Genomic DNA, 18,966 nt, shown 5'->3' with positions numbered 1-18,966 from the left:
GATTAGTTGAGTTTTACTTCATTAATTGTTAGATTCTTTATACTGAAATCATTTCCTTCAGCAGTAAAACTGTTAATTGGTTGTTCCGGAAAGAAAATTTCAGTCATTACCGTTTTCCCATTATCAAAAAAGAGTTCTATAGACATATTATCCAATACTGCTTTTACTTCTAGATTTGAATCATCGGAAAGTCTGGGTGCGGTTGAGATTTTATCGCCAAAATTCTCATTGAAACCGGTTAAGCCGGAATTGCTGCGATCTATATAAAACTTTTCAGCTTTATGATCGTACCCAAATTTCAAAACATCATCTCCTCCGCTGGTTAGACTAAAATCATATTCCTGATCTTTTAAGTCTTCAATTTCAAAGGAAATGACAGACTGGGAGAGATCTATGTCTTCAGAATTTGCAATTTGTGTTTTCCCTTCAACTGCAATCGAATTTTTAGTAAACTTTTGACCTTTATATTTTTGAAGTTCAGCTACTGGAGTAGAAACTATACGATAAGTTTCCCCGGTTTTGGTCAATTTTAATTCGCGAGCTATCGTCATGGCACTTCTCCAGGTTTCGGTGGGAACTTCATTTGCATATTGCCAGTTCGACATCCAGCCCATAAATAAATGCCGGCCATCTTCTTCGGGAATGTTAGTCCAGGTTACCCCGGCATAATTATCCTTCCCAAAGTCCAGCCAGTAATTATGATCTTCGCTCAAATCTTTCATAGACTCGTCTAAAGTGAAAGTTTTACCATCAAATTCGCCTACGAAATATTGAGTTCCTGATCCACCATTAAAACCGCCAGGATTCAAGCTTTGTATTAACACCCATTTTTTCTGGTCAGATCCTTCCACCTTCATATGGATGAAGTCGGGACATTCCCAAACCCCGCCGTGGGCTCCTATACCACGGCCAAATTCAGAGACTAATTTCCAGTCTTTTAAATTTTGAGAAGTATAAAACATCGTTTGATCATTTGCAGAAAGTACCATAACCCATTGATCGTGTACTTCATCGCGGGTTATTTTTGGATCACGGAAATCACGAATTCCCGGATTTTCAATTACAGGGTTTCCTTCATATTTAGTAAAGGTTTTTCCTTCATCTAGACTATAAGCAATGGCCTGGGTTTGATAATCGTCCCTGCCTTCTTCCTCTCCTTTAGGATCGTGATAGGTAAACATCGCAATTACCGGTGGCGTTTTACCATCTCCAAAACCAGAAGTGTTTTCAGTATCTACGACCGCACTCCCTGAGAAAATATAACCTTGTTCATCGGGCTCAAGTGCTATGGGTTTTTCTTCCCATTTAATCAAGTCTTTACTGGTAGCGTGTCCCCAGTGCATAGGTCCCCAGGTATTTCCGTCCGGATAATACTGAAAGAATAAATGGTAAGTTCCATTAAGGAAGAACATCCCGTTTGGATCGTTCATCCAGTTTTCTTCCGGAGTAAAATGAAATGCCGGCCTAAAATCAGTATCGCTTTGAGTGGTAACTTCAGTAGTTTTCTCTTCAGATTCTTTATTGTTGTCCTTACAGGAAAACAGCAGCATCGCGCTAAGAAGACAGGAAGAAAGAAATATAAATCTATTTTTCATGGTTGATTATTTTATTGTTGATATGCTTCTTTGTATTTACCGGGGGATAATTCTTCTCCGAGCTGCTCGAGGGTTTTTCCTTTGGTCTCTGGCATCATAAAAATGACAAAGATCAGTTGTAGTATCATCATAAAGGCGAAAAAGCCAAATACATACCCAGGACCAATGGTGGTGAAAAGTACCGGAACTAAAGAAGGTACAATCGCAGCCAGCACCCAGTGCGTAGAGGAACCAAAGGCCTGCCCGGAGGCTCTGAGGTGGTTCGGGAATATTTCAGAAATAAATACCCAAATTACCGCTCCCTGGCCTATGGCGTGCGCCGCGATAAACAGGAACAGGAAAATAGGTACCCAGAGTCCGCCCCAATCCAGAAAGAATGCAGCAGCTACCAGGGAAAGAGAAATGATATACCCTATAGACCCCACAAACATTAATTTTTTCCTACCTACCCGGTCAATTAGAAAAACCCCAAGTAGGGTGAAAAGTAAATTGACCACCCCGATACCTATACTACTTAGTAAGGCCGTATTGGCTTCTAAGCCGGCCGATTCAAAAATCCTGGGAGCGTAATAGAGAAAGGCGTTTATTCCGGATAACTGGTTGAAAAATGCGACCAAAAACGCCAGAATTAAAGGAAAACGATACTTCTTCATAAAAATATTCTCCCCGGAGATCTGGCGCTCTGATTGTTTTTTAATTTCTACCATCCGTTTTTCAAGGTCGCCTTCCGGGTTGATACTTTGAAGTATTCGGGCCGCTTCCTCATTTCTGGATTTAGAAATAAGCCAACGCGGACTCCTGGGAATGAACACTACAAAAACGATATAGATAAAAGCCGGAATTGCTTCTACTCCTAACATCCAGCGCCAGGGTTGGGTGCCGGTATCACGCAGGAGGTAATTCGACAAATAAGCGATGAGGATACCAAGAACAATATTAAACTGATAAAGGGATACTAACCTACCCCTGTCTTTTGGGGGTGCGATTTCTGATACATAGGTAGGAGCTGCAATGGTAGAGGCACCAACACCCAAGCCCCCTATGAAGCGAAAAACGGCAAAGGTGATAGGATCATTGGCAAAGGCTGAACCCAGGGCTGAGATAAGATAAAGCACCCCTATTATGATCAGGGTATTTTTTCTTCCGAATTTATTAGTTGGAATCCCTCCAAAAATAGCACCCACTACAGTTCCCCAAAGTGCCATTGCCATCACAACGGACCCGTGAAAAGCAGCAGAAGTTCCCCATAATTCCTGAAGCTGTTTATCGGCCCCAGAAATAACCACGGTGTCAAATCCGAAAAGAAAACCTGCTAAAGCAGCACTGATTGACCAGGCAAAAATTTTACTCATATCGTAATTTCTAAGTGTGAAACTAAGCTATGTTTAAAACTGCTACCGGTATTTTAGCAATAATTAAAATAATTATAAAATTGTTAATTAAATCAAAATAAAATGTAAAGTCCTTGTTCTACAGGTCTTTTAAGCATTTTATAGAAATCAACGAAACCGTTATAGTTCAAATTATGATACGAAAAGTTCAATTCTGATACATAAACAAAAGTAATTTCCGAAATCGATATAGGTTGTTTCAACTATTTTCTGAACTGTTTTGGGGTAACACCATATTTATTCTTAAAAGAGGTGGAAAAATAGCCCGGAGAAGCATAACCTACTTCATAGGCAATTTCAGAGATGTTTAAATTTGTGTCTTGCAGAAGACTTTTAGCTTTACTTAATCTTTGAGCATTTATATAATCGCTAATACTAATTCCCATAATAGCTTTTACTTTACGATAAAGTTGCACCCGGGAGATTTCCATTTGTTGAGCCAGATCTTCTACATTAAAGCCGTTTTGCTTTAAATTTTTCTCAATGATTTGATTCATATTTTTAAGAAAGTTCTGTTCAGAATCTTCAAATTTATTGTCTTTTACCTGATCTATTTTATTGGTATAATAATAACGTAATTTTTCCCTGTTAAACAATGATGTTCGTAAAGACTCTTTTAAAATATCAAAATTAAAGGGCTTAGTAATATAAGAGTCGGCACCGGCTTTTAAGGCTTTAATCCGGGATTCTTCATCGCTTAAAGCTGTGAGAATTAAAGTTGGAATGTGAGAAGTGCGTAAATCGCTTTTGAGTTCATTACAAATTTCAAAGCCATTTTTTTCCGGTAGGTTAATATCACAAATAATAATATCCGGAATTATTTCCAGCGCTTTTTCAATTGCGTCTGTTCCATCAGAAAGTTCTACCCGGTAATCTGCCAGCAATTTCTTTTTCAGGAGATAAGATAGATCTGCATTATCTTCAATAATCAAAATAGTTTCAGCATTCTCATTTAGGGATTGCGGAAGCTCTTCAGCACTGGGATTACTCTTCAATTCCTTTTCTGTTACTTCAATTTTAATATCCGAAGTATCTTCTGAGAATTCATATTCCGAGAGATGATTTTTACCCTTTAACAATTCAATTTTAAATTCTGCACCCTGATGCGATGAAACCGAAATATTGCCTTTATGAAGTTCTACAAACTGCCTTGTAATATAAAGTCCGAGTCCTGAGCTGGGCTTGGTATTATTACCGGCTTGTCTAAAAGGATCAAATATCTTTTGATAATCTTCCTTTGGAATTCCTATCCCGGAATCTTTAAAACGTACCTCAACTTTATCCTCGCCTCTTTCTTCTAATTTAATACTAATCTGTCCATTTTTAGGGGTAAATTTAAAAGCGTTGGAAAGCATATTAAAAAACACTTTGTCCATCATATCCCTGTCAATATAAACCATGAGCTCTTTATTTTCCGCCTCAAGATGAAGATCTATAGATTTCCTTATTGCTTCGGTTTCAAAATCCTCAAAAATATTTCTTATAAATTCATATAAATTGGTTCTTAATGGCTTGAGTCTAAAATTTCCACTTTCCAGCTTTCTAAAATCTAAAAGCTCATTGATGAGTCTTAACAACCTGTTCGAATTTTTGGTGATGAGGTTAGTTTCATAAGTAAAATCCTTACGTTGTCGAAGCGGGTTTTTCGCTATACTATCAATAGCACTAGATATTAAAGTTAATGGAGTTTTAAATTCGTGAGATAGGGCAGTAAAGAAATTGATCTTTATTTCATTAGAAACCTTTAATTTTTCTGCAAATTTTTCAATTTGGTTGCGTTGGGTTATTATCTTCCGGTTATTTAGCTCCAACATATGTTTTCGCTTCTTCAATTTAAAAACAAGGTAAACTGCCCAAATTCCAAGTAATAGAAGCAGTATAAATAATCCAACCATAATTTTTAAAAGGTTGGTTTGTGAATTGTATGTTGCTACCTGCTCCTTAATAACTGATTGTTGCTGCTCGATATCATTTTGCTGCTGATTCATTTTATTGAACTGGTTTTGCATGATATCCACATTAACCTTATCTATAACTACCGTATTCAAAATATTTTTCTTCTCAATATGCTCCCCCTCTAATAAATCAGTTGCAAGTTTTATAGCTTCAGACCCACCAGTAGGATAAAGCACAGTGGCAGTTAGCACCCCTTCCTTTACAAGTTGTATACCACCACTAGGACCAAAAAGTCCATCTACTCCAATAATTTGAATGCTATCTTCCAGATTTTTTTTACGAACCACCTCCCAGGCACCCATTGCCATGCGGTCGTTATGTGCAAAAATATAATCCGTGCTGGCTACCGTATCTAAAATGGATTCCAAATTTTCACTGACTGAAGTTTTCTCCCAATCTCCTGCTATTGTAGCCGTAATTTCAAAATTCTCATTTTCTTGGATTACCTCCCGAAATCCCTGGCTTCGCTCAAATGCAGGTGAAGAAGTTTGTAACCCTGTTATTTCAATCAGGTTTATTTTTTCATTTGGGGAAGAGTTGGAGACAATATAATTTGCTGCGTTTCTGCCAATTTCAACATTATTTGCTCCCACATAGGCAGTATAGTTATTTCCTTCAATTTTACGGTCAATAACTATTGTAGGAATCCCGGCATCCATTGCTTTTTCTATAACCGGAGTAATGGGTACAGATTGTATGGGTGAAACTATCAAAACATCTACGCGATTTTCAATAAATTCTTCTATTTGCTCAATCTGCCTGGAAACTTCATTTTTTCCATCTTTAATTATTAGGTTTAAACCAGGATGCATTGAGGCTTCTACCTTCATTGCCCTGTTCATTTCTTTACGCCAGTTATCAGTAGTCATTGCCTGCGCAAAACCTATAGTTAAGGAAGTTTCTTTACCGTTCTTATCACAAGAAATTGTATTAAGGGAAAAGAAAACTAGAATTATCCAATATAACTTATACATATACTCTTCTTAAATAAAAATTAAAAAATAACTTATTAAAAAGATTTTTTTCATTCTGGAAACAAATTTCTTTTAATTCTTCTTTGTTCCATCTTACTGCATCAGATTTAATCTCCTCTATAAATTAATAATACAAAGTCGTAAATAACTATTTTTATAAGGTTTGACTTAGAATTATAAGGAAATTCATTCTGGCAGAAGATATTGGTTATCATGGTCATCACATTTAATTCTGAGCCTTATTTTAAAAATGTGATTTCCAAAACCAATATACTCTTAATCATATAATTATTGAGCAAAGCATCATTTTAATTAACAACACCAATTTATAAGCATTTCGATTGCAGCAGTAATAATTCAGATAAGCCATATTTGTTTTTACACCTGGACCGCTTAAGGATTAAATTATGATATAGATTCCAACCCTTTTAGCTTTTGATATAAATGGCAAAACTATGTCTAAAAAAAAAAGTGAACTTGGACTTATGGATTCCTACGATATATGCTAAATCTTTTAGATCTTTATCGAATTTCTTACCAAGAGTTTAGCTGAGTAAGACTAAGATTTTTTTCAAGGGACGATTACCTGAAATATTTTTGAAGCTCCAAAAATAGTATTAGATTTTCATTTTTTAAATATTATAAAGAATTAAATAGATTACTAATTCTAACTTTGTATAATTAACCTTTAATCACAGAAATCTCTTGATTAAAACAGACTAGGAAATAAAAATTTCGAATTTATAAAGGTGTTTTTTTAAACTTTTTTGAGCCAGAATTCTAAATGATTTAAAATGGATAAAGTCGGAAAGGTGGAGCGCTATTTTGTCCCAATGAAATTGGGAGGAAACGATTTTAATACTAAGAAAGCCCTATGACCATAAGTTTGCCATTGTTTTGTTTTTAGCTAACCACTAAATATAATTTTTTATAACAGTGACCCTTCAATTTCGGAATATCTCATAAATAACTATCTTGGTCCTTTTAACACCTTACAAAAACTATTAATTTTAATACTGATGAATATAAAGAAGTTGAATTCAGTAAAAACTAGAATTTTTAAATTTCTTACGGGCTCCTATCAAAATACTAGAAGTCCAAAAGTAAACTTTGATTCCAATTCCTCAGTAAAAATTTTAATTGCACGGCCAAATCACAGGTTGGGGAATCAATTATTAGTGACCCCTTTAATTCAGGAGTTCAAAAAGAGATTTCCACAGTGTAGGATTGACCTTGTTGTAAACGGAAATTTAGGTTTGGTCTTATTTTCTGAATATGATTATATAGGGAAGATATATAATTTACCCAAAAAGCCATTTAATAATATTCTTCTCTACGTTAATAGAGCAGTCAGCATGATGACTACAAAATATGATATAGCTATAGCGGGTAATGAGAAATCGAATTCTTCTAAAATATTTGTAAAGTTATCGCGCTCAAAAAATAAAATTTATAATTCTGATGCTATGGATGCTTATAAACCCCGGCATAATAGCAAAATACCAATTTACAACCTTTTAAAATTTCTTGATCCCTCCATGGATTTAAAGGATTATGAATACCCGAAACTTTCTGTTAAGCTTACTCCCAATGAAGTTGAACAGGGTAAAAGTATAGTTAGGAAATTATTTAATAATGAAAATGAGACTATCTGTATTTACACCTATGCAACAGCTAAAAAATGTCATGCTAAAGAATGGTGGTTGGATTTTTATGAAAAATTAAAGACTGAATTTAAAGGCCATAATATTTTAGAAATTCTACCCATAGAGAATGTATCTCAAATAGATTTTAAAAGTGTTCATTTTTACAGTAAAGATTTACGTGAAATAGCCTCGATAATTGAAAACTGTACTATTTTTATAGGTGCCGATAGTGGGATAATGCATTTATCTGTTTCGACTAATACAACTACAATAGGATTATTTAATGTGACAGATCCAGAAATATATGGTCCCCTAAGAAATAAAAATGGATGGGTAGATACCAACACCTTAAATTTTGATGAAATAATTGATAGGCTTAAGATAGCAATATATCCTGGCAACACTAATACAGACTATATTTCAAGGGCTTAATGTAAAAAAAATTATGTGTACTTTGTCTTGTGCCATAGTTCCTTTTTTTTACCTTTAAAAATATGAGGAGAGAAAACGTTATTATCGATTTTGAAGAGGCATCCAGAGCAGAACTGTTGGACAAGAATATTAGGGATGGTGTTTCTTCTATTGCCTGTACAGGTAAATATCTTTGGGTTGCCGGAGATGAGAATATAAGTATACAACGACTGGAAATTTTGCAGGATGGTTCTTACGGGAAAGCCTGTAATTACTTCTTAAAAGATTTTATTGATCTTCCCTCTGAAGATGATGAAGCAGATGTGGAAGGAATGGATGTTTATGGAAACTATCTTTGGATCGTTGGTTCGCATAGTTATAAGAGAAAAAAAGTAAAACCGGAATCTGAAGACGCAGAAGCTCAAATTGAAAGATTATGTAAAACAAAACTGGGACCAAACAGAAATTTGCTTGCTCGAATACCAATAATTAAAAATGAAGCTGGAGAATTTACCTTAATGAAAGAATGTCCAGATCCTTCCAACCCTAAAAAGATTTTATCTGCTAGGAAATTGAAACATAGTAAAAAGAAATGGAGTCAGCTGACTAAAAAGTTGATTGACGATCGACACATAGGAAGTTTTATAGGGATACCGGGTAAAGACAACGGATTTGATATTGAAGGCTTGGCCGTACTGGAAAATCGGATTTTTCTCGGACTTCGAGGCCCGGTATTACGCGGTTGGGCTATTATTATAGAAATTGAACTAAAGGAGACAGAGCCCCATCTTTTAGAACTCAAAAAAAATAAAAAAACCGGGAAATATTTAAAAAAACACTTCATTAACCTCCATGGCATGGGTATCAGAGAACTCGTACACCAGGGAAAAGATCTTTTAGTACTGGCTGGTCCTACGATGGATCTTGATGGTACTATGGAAATTTATCGCTGGAAAAATGCTTGTGACAAAACCGATGAGCAAGTGGTAAAGCGTAGCCATATAGAAAGCATTTTTGTTTTTCCTTATCGGAAAGAAAAACACGGCATTGATAAAGCAGAAGGCCTTGCCCTGCGAGACGATAATAACCTCCTTATCGCTTACGATAGTCCAGATCAGGATAGAAAAATTGGTGAAAATAAAGTTAGATTAGATCTTATTTCCCTGGACCAGCCCTCTAAAAAAGCTTAGTAAAATTTTATAGGAAACCGACAGTTGTAAAGAAATAATAACGCTTTTAATGTTAAAAAGAGGTTTTTAGGCGGCATTTTTCTCCTTTATCCGAAGGAGAATTAAGCAACTAAAATCCTTTTCTTTTGGGTTAAATTAATATTATCGAGGTTTAAATTTTTCCTGATTTCTACCTTTAGCATAAGCCCATTTTATTTAGTAATTTCCGTTTTTTGCATTACTATGCGTATATATGCTTTCTTTTTATTTTTCAGCTTCAACCTGGTTGCCCAGGAATTGCCTCCAATCACTAATTTTGATCCTGGCGTTTATGGTGCTGGAAACCAAAACTGGATGCTATCCCAGGCATCCAATAACCATATTTTTATAGCCAACAATCTCGGATTACTGAGTTTTGATGGAGAACACTGGAAATTGAATAAAGTCCCTAATGCCAGTGCAGTACGCTCAGTTTTAGCAGAAAATAATAGAATCTATACCGGTTCTTATATGGATTTTGGCTTCTGGGAAGAAAACGCAAAAGGTAAGTTGGAATACTTTAGCCTTAGTGATCTTTCGAAAGAAGAAATTCTGGATGGGGAACAATTCTGGCATATTGAAGCCCTGGATCAGTATATTATTTTTCAAAGTTTACGAAGGTTATATAGCTACAACACGTATAGCGGGGAGATAAGCACTATTACTGCAAGTAATATTATTTCAAATCTATTTCGTGTAGATAATAAATTATATTATCAGGTTGCCGAAGATGGCTTGTATGCCATAGACAATGGGATAATTGAACGTGTAGTTCCTAATTCTAAAATTCAGGATAAACCAATTGTAGGACTTTTTCCTTTTGAGGAGAATAAAATGCTTGCCGTTACAAGAGATGATGGGCTTTTCTTGATCTATAATAATACCTGGTCACCTTATCAATTAGAAGATTATCCTATAGAGGAAAGTATTTTTACCGCAAAATTAGTGGAAGATAATACCCTGGTTTTGGGAACGATCGGGAATGGTTTACATATTTATAACTTAGAGAACTCTTTAAATTATCAATTGTTACAACCAGTAATAAACAATAATACGGTCCTTTCCATAATGGAGGATAATGCAGGCAATGTATGGGGTGGGCTAGATAATGGGTTGGTTCTTATCAATCGTAAAAGTCCTTTTCGTTTATTCACTGATATCTACGGAAAAGTTGGTACCGTATATTCCAGTTATAAGTTTCAGGATCATTTATATTTAGGCACCAACCAAGGGTTATATGTGAGCACGAAAAATTCTGATAATTATGAATTCATTCCCGGCACTAGCGGACAGGTTTGGAGTATTAACGAAGTTGAGAATAAACTGTATGCGGGTCACGATCGTGGAGTATTCGCCGTAAAAGGCAATACCGCTACTCATATTTTTGATGGCCCGGGTGTTTGGGAAGTCGAAGGTTTTAAAAATGGATTGCTTCAGGGGCATTACGACGGTATTAGTTTCTGGAAGGATGGAGACTTTGAAAATGATCCTGTTTATTTATCGAATTTCGATCTATCTTCCAGAAACCTGGTTGTGGAAAACGATTCTGTAATTTGGGTAGGCCATGATCATAAAGGAATTTTTAAGCTTATAGTTAACCAGGAAGTTAGCGAGGTAATCGGCCTTGAAAATTATGGTGTTTCCTATAAGGGCGGAATGGGGCTTAAGGTTTTTAAATTCAATGATTCTATTTATTATTCCACCGAAGACGAAATCTATAAATTCAACCCGGAAACTAATAAATTTATTTCTGAAAATGAATTAAACTCATTAGTTGAAGAACAAAGGGTAAGCGGAATTTCACATGTTTTACCTGATAATACATGGTGGGGTTTTGGCGAAGATAATCTGTTATATGTAACGCGTGATGCTTTTCAGGATCGGTTAAATCTTAAATCCACTGCAATTCCATTAGATTACAGAAGTATAGCCAAAGGCTTTGAGAATATTTCGCTAATCGGGGAGCGTCAATATTTGGTGGGGTCCAATTTGGGTTATACTATATTTTCAACCCCTTTGGATCTTCCACCTATTAAAGACCTTAGTATCAATAAGGTTTCTACTGCTGCTTTGGAAGAGAATTTTAAAGAACACCATCTGGAAATTGAAGAACTGGATCTCCCAAATTCAGTTAATAACATTCATTTTGAATTTAGTATCCCGGTGTATTCCAAATTAGCCAGGCCAGAGTATAGTTATAGAATAAAGGGGTTTAGTGCTGGGTGGACCCAATGGCAGGGAATTGGTAGCGCAACTTTTGAAAACCTACCTGCGGGAGATTATATTTTCGAAGTCCGTGGAAAATATAATAATAATATAAGTGAGGTCAAAACCTATTCCTTTAATATAGCTTCGCCCTGGTATGCAACAACTACAGCGGTTCTTGTGTATATTTTACTTTTTATGCTACTAATTTTTGTATTGCACAAAGTCTATACCGGGTATTATCGAAAACAGCAACGCAGATTACTGGAAAGAAATCGTAAGAAACTGGAAATAAAACATCTGGAGTCTCAGCAGAAGATTATAACCCTTCAAAACCAAAAGCTAGAATCTGATGTAGCAAGTAAAAACCGTGAACTTGCAGCCTCTACCATGAATCTTATAAAAAAGAATGAATTTTTAAATCAGCTGAAGGAAAAACTTTCTAAAGCTGGAAAAAAAGAAGATGTAGAAGAGGTAATCACTATTATTAATAAAGATATTGCCGAGAAGGATAACTGGAAACTATTTAAAGAAGCATTTGATAATGCGGATAAGGATTTTCTTCAATCGGTAAAAAATGAACATCCCAATTTAACCTCAAACGATCTTAAACTTTGTGCTTATTTAAGACTGAATTTATCCTCAAAGGAGATTGCTCCACTGCTTAATATTTCGGTACGAAGTGTTGAAATTAAACGATATCGTTTGCGTAAAAAGATGGATTTAGCCCATGATCAGGGTTTGGTAGAGTACATCTTGAAGTTCTAAGGCCTTAACATATTGGTTTCTTTCCTCAACATTACCACAACATTTAGGTTAACTGACAATTAATCAAGACTTTTCGCGAAATTATTTTAAGCGGTTTTTTCTTCGATTTCAGTAGGTTTCAAATGTATATTTCCTAAAAAAAGTCCCCTTTTTATACTGTGTATACTTTTTGTAAGGGTGATTTATTACTGCTGTTAATACATTCTTAATACATTGATTTCCGAATTAAAATCTCAACAAATGAATAGAATACTAGTACTAATTTTGTTTTGCATAGGAACCTTTTCCCTGCAAGCACAAACCTCGATTTCGGGAACGGTCGTGGAAGCTGATACAGAGCTCCCACTTCCAGGAGTGAATATTATCGTAAAGAATACTTCTAACGGAGTTGTTACCGATTTTGACGGTAATTACATAATTGATGATGTTTCGGTAGGAGATGTTTTGGTTTATTCTTATGTGGGTTTTCTTCCACAGGAAATTACAATTCAAGAAAATCAGGAAGTTATAGACGTTTCTTTAGAACCAGATTCTGAGGCCTTAGAGGAAGTAGTGGTGATTGGTTATGGAACGCAAAAACGAAAAGATATTACCGGGGCTGTTTCGGTTGTTTCAAATGAAACCATAGAAGAACTTAACCCGATTAAAGTAGAGCAGGCTTTACAAGGTACCGCTGCAGGGGTAAATGTAACTTCTACATCGGGAGCCCCCGGAGCTGGAATTAATATAAACATTCGTGGTATCGCTTCCAATAGTGTGAACGGACCGCTTGTTCTTATTGATGGTTATAAAGGGGACTTAAGTACCCTAAACCCTAATGCAATTGAATCTATTTCTGTCCTTAAGGATGCCCAGGCTGCAATATATGGAATTGCCGGTGCAAATGGCGTAGTTTTAGTGACTACAAAATCTGGTAAAAGAAATACAGCGCCTACCGTTCGTTACGACACTTACGTAGGAATACAGGAAACCTCAAGAAAACTTCCGTTACTAAATGCAACTGAATATGCCTTGCTTTTGAATGAAAGCTACGCTAACAATGGACAGCAGTTACCTTTTCCGGATGTTAGTGAATTAGGTCGTGGGACAAATTTCCAAGACGCTGTCTTTGATACTTCCCCAATTATGAGCCATAACCTTTCCCTTAGTGGAGGTTCCGAAAAAGTAACTTATTCCTTTGGAGCGTCGCATCTTGATCAGGAAGGAATTATTGGTGCTGAAAAATCTGATTTTCAAAGAAGCACAGTCAGGTTCAACATTGGAGTTGATATTTCAGATGAATTTAAGTTTACTGCCAATTCTATTTATACAAGTTTAAACAGAAGGTCTATTAACGAAAATGGTCTGGGCTCGGTTCTTTTTAATGCACTAAACATCCCGCCTACTTTCGCTTTAGATCAGGAGGATCTTGACGGGATATTGGGGAACGAAATTATAAATCCACTTTCACAAATTGAGAATACATTTAACGATTATAACCTTAATAAATTTAATGGCTCATTTAGTTTAGATTATACGCCGATAGAAGAACTAACCTTTACTTCCAGGATCGGATACAGTTTATCAAATTCTAAAGGGAAGGATTTTTCACCCATTATAGATTATGGTCCCGGGAAGGTTTTTAATAGTGTTCGCAGCATGGTAAACCAAAACCGAATTAATGATAATTCTTACACATACGACCTTTTTGGTACTTATGAAAACACGTTTGCTGATACACATCACTTAACAGGAACTGCTGGTATGACCGTAATTCGCGAATGGGGAGATGGTCTTTATGCTACTGGTTACGATGTTCCAAACAATTCCTGGGATTTTGCAGATATAAGCTTAACTACTGGAACTAATGATGGGTTGAATAACAGTGCGTACAAATATGATATTAGAAAATTATCATTCTTCGGAAGGTTGCAGTACGATTACAAAGGAAAATATCTGGTTTCAGGAATGCTTCGTAGAGATGCTTCAACCAGGTTTGGTCCAGAGAATCGGGTGGGCTATTTTCCTTCTGCTACTGCGGGTTGGATTCTTTCCGAAGAAAATTTCTTGGAGGATTCTGATGTGGTTTCATTCCTTAAATTAAGGGGGAGTTATGGTATTCTTGGTAACGATGAAGCTGGTGGCGCGGAGTTTTACCGGTCTTTACTAAATGGAGAAGCCACTTATGTGTTAGGTGGAAATTTGATAAATGGTACTGCCTTAGGCCGAATTGCCAATCCAGCCTCAGGCTGGGAAGAAGCTGAGAAAACTAATATTGGTTTGGACCTTAGACTTTTTAATAACAAACTTGATATAACCGTTGATGTATTTAGGGAAGATCGTAACGATCTTTTGGTTGCCGGGATTCCGGTATCTGGAATTTTTGGTGGCGGAGCCCCAGGTTCTGGTGCACCAACTATAAACGCGGGAACTACTCGAAATGAAGGGGTGGAATTTGCAATAAATTATAAGCAAAATATTGGAGAGGATATTAGCTTTGGAATTGGTTATAATGCTACTTTCCTTCGAAACGAAGTTACTCAGGTCAATGGAACCGACTTTCTTCCTGGCGGCCAGTTTGGAGTAGGGCAACCACAACCTGCACGTTTCGAGGAAGGGTTTCCAATTGGTTATTTCTACGGCTACAGAACCAATGGCATTTTCCAAAATCAAGAGGAGGTAGATGCTCATCCTTCTCAGGAATCTTTAGGCGCGGTAGCTTCTCCGGGTGATATACGTTTTGAGGATATTAATGGTGATGGAGTAATTAATACTGACGACCGTACTTATATTGGAGATCCTATACCGGGTGCCACAATGGGTGTAAATTTAAATTTCAATTATAAAAATTTCGATTTCACTGCATATACCTACGCATCTCTAGGGAAAGATATGGTTAGAAATTATGAGCGTAACCAGCCAAATGTCAACCGTCACGCTTATTATTTAGAAAGATGGACCGGTCCCGGGACCAGCACAGAGGTACCGCGTTTAACTACAGGTGCAACTTCCAATGTGGTTTTTTCTGATTTTTATGTAGAAGATGCTTCCTATGCCAGAATCCAGAATGTCCAATTGGGATATAGTCTGCCAAAATCGTTTCTGGAGAAAACAGGCATTAGCCGTTTAAGAATTTACACCTCGGTACAAAACCTATACACTTTTACGAATTACAAGGGTTTTGACCCCGCGGCCTCTACAGGGGAAGCCATAGGTGGTGGAATTGACTATGGGTTTTATCCCGTACCAAGAATTTTCCTTGCTGGATTAAACCTTAACTTTTAAAAAATCGCACAATGAAGAGATATAATAACATATTCAATAAAATGCTTCTGTTACTCCTTGTAGCTTTCAGCTTTGGATGTACCGAAGATTATCTGGATAAAACCGAAGAGTATAATATAGATTCGGAAAACTATTTCAATTCTGAAGAAGATTATTATAACGCACTTATTGGGGTATACGATATTCTCCAATCTACATACGTAAATGTATTATTGGGTGAAATCGCTTCAGATAATACGGTCAGCGGAGGTGAAAGCGCCAATGATGTAATTGGTTTTCAGCAAATAGACGAAATGACGCATACTCCGGTAAACGATAACCTGGACGATGTTTGGGATTGGAATTTTGCTGGTATACAGCGTGCCAATTACATTCTGGAGTATCAAGATAAGACCGATTTTGAGGGTCGTGAAACAATTATTGCTGAGGCCCGGTTTTTACGTGCATATTTCACTTTTGAATTATTAAAGTGGTTTGGACCCATTCCCATAAAAGAAGGTGACGAACGTTTTATTTTAGGTGATGAAAATTCAGTACCACGAGCGCCCGTAGACCAGGTTTATACACAAATTGAAAACGATCTACAATTCGCTATAGAAAACTTAGATTATACCGCACCACAAGTAGGTCGTGCCACCAAAGGTGCAGCGATGGCTTTACTTGGAAAAGCACATTTATATCAGGAAGAATTTGATCAGGCTGCAGATGTACTAATTGAATTAATAAACAATGGACCTTATGCATTAACTGATTTTGATACGCTTTTTCTACAGGAAGGCGAAAATAGTATTGAATCGGTTTTCGAAGTACAATATACTGGAGAAGAAGGTGCGGGTTTTGGATGTTTACAGTGTAGTGAAGGAAATGTTGCCGTAGGATTTCAGGGGATTAGGAACTATTCAGGACCTGTTTTTGAACCTGGTTTCAGCTTTAATCTTCCAACTCAGGAAACTTATGATATTTTTGATGAGAACGATATAAGAAGAGATCTTTCTGTTTTAGATATTGAGGCCTGGGCAGAAGAAACCGGTGCAACATATGCTGAAGGTTATAAACACACCGGTTATTTTAACCGCAAATATCTTCCGCGTAAAAATGATAATGTCGGTGATGCCAATCTTACTCAACCAAATAATTATCGTGCAATTCGATTTGCCGATGTATTATTAATGGCAGCCGAAGCACTAAATCGTGGTGGAATTGATGATAGCCAGGCCAGAACTTATCTTAATGAAGTTCTTGACAGAGCAGGATTGGAGCCAGTAGAGGCTTCAGGAAATGCCCTTACCGAGATTATCTACGAAGAAAGAAGAAAGGAATTAGTAGGCGAAGGTCACCGTTTTTTCGATTTAGTAAGGACTGGCAGAGCGGCTGAAAATATTGAAGGATTTACCGCGGGAAAAAATGAGGTTTTCCCAATTCCATTAGAAGAAATAGAATTTTCCCAGGGTAACTGGGAGCAAAATCCTGGATACTAAAAATTAGAATTATGAAAAAATACTATAAATTAATTTTTGCATTCTTGTGCACAATTCCTTTTGTGAGTTGTGAAACAGACGAGAACGAATTGGTGAATCTTGAGCAAATTCAGGCACCGGCAAATTTGGGAGCAACTTTTCAAATTACCCAGGATAACTCTGGGTTAGTAGAAATTACCCCAACCGGTGAGGGCGCTGCTTTATACACGGTAGATTTTGGTGATGGCACTGCACCGACTGAAGCAATTCAGGTTGGAGAATCCGTTGAACATATTTATGCAGAAGGCGAATATGAAGTTGAAATAACAGGGTCTAACATTAATGGAAAATCTGCTACTGGAATTCAACCCTTAACCGTTTCTTTTTTAGCTCCAGAAGATCTGGAGACCGAAATTGTAAAGGATGCCGACAATAATTATTTGGTGACAGTTTCAGCCAGTGCTACAAATGCTGCGATGTTCGAGGTTTATTTTGGAGAAAATCAAGAGGAAGAACCTACCTTGTTAATGCCGGGAGAAACTGTTTCTTATACTTATAGCAATGTTGGGACTTACGATGTTCGCGTTGTTGCCTTAAGTGGTGGTCAAGCAACGACTGAGATTGTTGAGCAAGTAATCATTACTGATCCTCTTTTTCTTCCTATAACCTTTGAATCGGAAACTCTTAATTACACGTTCACCAATTTTGGTGGTGGTCAGGGAGTTGGTGCTCCAATAGTAGATAATCCAGATCCATCCGAAGTAAATAATAGCGAAAAAGTGGCATCTTACACGAAACCAGAAAATTCGGAATCCTGGGCAGGCACTACCATCGCACTGGATGAGCCCATAGATTTTTCTAGCGAACGTTATATTAGCGTGGATATTTGGTCCCCTGAGGCTGGAACAGAGATTTTATTAAAGATTGAGAATCTTGAAAATGCCGATATTTTTGTTGAAGATATTGCCACAACCACAGTAGATGAAGGTTGGGAGACTTTAGTATTTGATATGAATGCAATTGATCCCGCTGTTGATTACGGAAGAATTGCCTTGTTTTTTAATTTTAATATTCCAGGAACAGGGGAAACTTATTATTTTGATAATATTAAAACAACCCGTTTAGAACTTGTAAAACTGCCATTAACATTTGAATCTGAGAACATTAGTTACTCCTGGAGCGGATTTGGTGGAGCAGGAGCAACGGTAATAGATAATCCTGATGTAAGTGGAATAAATACCAGTCCCAAAGTAACCGAACTTGAAAAAGGCGATGGTTCTGAAGTTTGGGCAGGAGTCTCCTTAAATCTCGACCAGGAGTTGAATTTTGAAAATGGAACAACTGTAACAATGGAAACCTGGTCGCCAGAAGCTGGAGTACCTATTTTACTGAAATTTGAGGATTCAGATTCTGCCCCAGATGCCAACGGAAATCCATCAGTTTTTGTTGAAGTTATTCAAAATACCACCCTTGCAAACGAATGGGAAGAACTTACTTTCGATTTAAGCACTTTTGAATCTTTTGATCAAAACATAGGTTATGACAGGTTGATTGTTTTCTATGATTTTAACAGCCCGGGTCAAGGAAGCAGCTTTTATTTTGATCAGGTAAGGATTGGTGATCCGCAAACAGAATATGTTTCGCTTTTTAGTGATCTTGATGAGAATGTTGCCATAGATACTTGGAAAACTAGCTGGTCGGTTTCAGAATATGAAGAAGTAGAATTTGATGAAAGATTATCAAAACATTATTTCAATTTAGATTTTGTGGGCATTGAAGCAATTGCTAACCCGATTGACGTCTCGAATATGACGCACTTTCATACTGAGTTCTATACTGATAATGCAACAGTTTTTAGAGTGAAATTGGTAAATCTGGGTCCAGATGGAGTTTTTGGTGGTGGCGACGATTCTGAGTCAGAAGTTGTAATAGAGAATCCTGCTCAAAACCAATGGGTGAGTTTGGATATTCCATTGTCAGAGTTTGAAAACCTCACTGGCATGTCCAATATCGGTCAGCTGATATACTCTGCCTTACCTGCGGGAACTGCTAATGTATATGTGAACAACGTTTACTTTCATAATTAAAAAG

At 36.7% G+C, this 18,966-nt stretch carries 9 protein-coding genes; 6 read left to right on the top strand and 3 right to left on the bottom strand.

Features of this window, described 5'->3' with window-relative positions:
• Positions 1 to 2: 2 nt before the first annotated feature.
• From DET49_RS10360 to DET49_RS10350, 3 genes are all read right to left on the bottom strand, one after another.
• Positions 3 to 1,595 carry a glycoside hydrolase family 32 protein gene (locus DET49_RS10360; protein ID WP_133548029.1) on the bottom strand — a complete coding sequence of 531 codons (1,593 nt, stop codon included), beginning with the start codon at positions 1,593 to 1,595 and terminating at the stop codon, positions 3 to 5.
• Positions 1,596 to 1,606: 11 nt separating this feature from the next.
• Positions 1,607 to 2,947: a sugar porter family MFS transporter gene (locus DET49_RS10355; protein WP_133548028.1), complete on the bottom strand. Its 1,341-nt coding sequence runs from the start codon at positions 2,945 to 2,947 to the stop codon at positions 1,607 to 1,609.
• Positions 2,948 to 3,189: 242 nt separating this feature from the next.
• Positions 3,190 to 5,916: a substrate-binding domain-containing protein gene (locus DET49_RS10350; protein WP_133548027.1), complete on the bottom strand. Its 2,727-nt coding sequence runs from the start codon at positions 5,914 to 5,916 to the stop codon at positions 3,190 to 3,192.
• Between the two features lie 1,019 nt (positions 5,917 to 6,935).
• On the opposite strand from DET49_RS10350, the gene DET49_RS10345 reads away from it, so the two are divergent.
• From DET49_RS10345 to DET49_RS10320, 6 genes are all read left to right on the top strand, one after another.
• Positions 6,936 to 7,994: a glycosyltransferase family 9 protein gene (locus DET49_RS10345; RefSeq protein ID WP_133548026.1), complete on the top strand. Its 1,059-nt coding sequence runs from the start codon at positions 6,936 to 6,938 to the stop codon at positions 7,992 to 7,994.
• Between the two features lie 62 nt (positions 7,995 to 8,056).
• Complete coding sequence (locus tag DET49_RS10340; RefSeq protein WP_133548025.1) at positions 8,057 to 9,163, top strand: DUF3616 domain-containing protein; 1,107 nt, start codon at positions 8,057 to 8,059, stop codon at positions 9,161 to 9,163.
• A 222-nt stretch (positions 9,164 to 9,385) separates the two neighbouring features.
• Complete coding sequence (locus DET49_RS10335; protein WP_133548024.1) at positions 9,386 to 12,154, top strand: triple tyrosine motif-containing protein; 2,769 nt, start codon at positions 9,386 to 9,388, stop codon at positions 12,152 to 12,154.
• A gap of 240 nt (positions 12,155 to 12,394) precedes the next feature.
• Positions 12,395 to 15,418, top strand: a complete 3,024-nt coding sequence (locus tag DET49_RS10330; RefSeq protein ID WP_133548023.1) for a SusC/RagA family TonB-linked outer membrane protein — start codon at positions 12,395 to 12,397, stop codon at positions 15,416 to 15,418.
• An 11-nt stretch (positions 15,419 to 15,429) separates the two neighbouring features.
• Positions 15,430 to 16,896 carry a RagB/SusD family nutrient uptake outer membrane protein gene (locus DET49_RS10325; protein ID WP_133548022.1) on the top strand — a complete coding sequence of 489 codons (1,467 nt, stop codon included), beginning with the start codon at positions 15,430 to 15,432 and terminating at the stop codon, positions 16,894 to 16,896.
• A gap of 11 nt (positions 16,897 to 16,907) precedes the next feature.
• Positions 16,908 to 18,962 (top strand): hypothetical protein, encoded by a 2,055-nt coding sequence (locus DET49_RS10320; protein ID WP_133548021.1) that lies wholly within the window; start codon positions 16,908 to 16,910, stop codon positions 18,960 to 18,962.
• Positions 18,963 to 18,966 lie beyond the last annotated feature (4 nt).

This window comes from Salegentibacter sp. 24 (assembly GCF_004362395.1).
GTDB lineage: Bacteria > Bacteroidota > Bacteroidia > Flavobacteriales > Flavobacteriaceae > Salegentibacter.
Note: the sequence above shows the minus strand (reverse complement) of the source record. Positions and strands in the feature narration are given on the sequence as shown.

Coding starts and splice junctions, on each gene's coding strand:
- DET49_RS10360 (WP_133548029.1), bottom strand. CDS start 1,595: ATGAAAAATAGATTTATATTTCTTTCTTCCTGTCTTCTTAGCGCGATG.
- DET49_RS10355 (WP_133548028.1), bottom strand. CDS start 2,947: ATGAGTAAAATTTTTGCCTGGTCAATCAGTGCTGCTTTAGCAGGTTTT.
- DET49_RS10350 (WP_133548027.1), bottom strand. CDS start 5,916: ATGTATAAGTTATATTGGATAATTCTAGTTTTCTTTTCCCTTAATACA.
- DET49_RS10345 (WP_133548026.1), top strand. CDS start 6,936: ATGAATATAAAGAAGTTGAATTCAGTAAAAACTAGAATTTTTAAATTT.
- DET49_RS10340 (WP_133548025.1), top strand. CDS start 8,057: ATGAGGAGAGAAAACGTTATTATCGATTTTGAAGAGGCATCCAGAGCA.
- DET49_RS10335 (WP_133548024.1), top strand. CDS start 9,386: ATGCGTATATATGCTTTCTTTTTATTTTTCAGCTTCAACCTGGTTGCC.
- DET49_RS10330 (WP_133548023.1), top strand. CDS start 12,395: ATGAATAGAATACTAGTACTAATTTTGTTTTGCATAGGAACCTTTTCC.
- DET49_RS10325 (WP_133548022.1), top strand. CDS start 15,430: ATGAAGAGATATAATAACATATTCAATAAAATGCTTCTGTTACTCCTT.
- DET49_RS10320 (WP_133548021.1), top strand. CDS start 16,908: ATGAAAAAATACTATAAATTAATTTTTGCATTCTTGTGCACAATTCCT.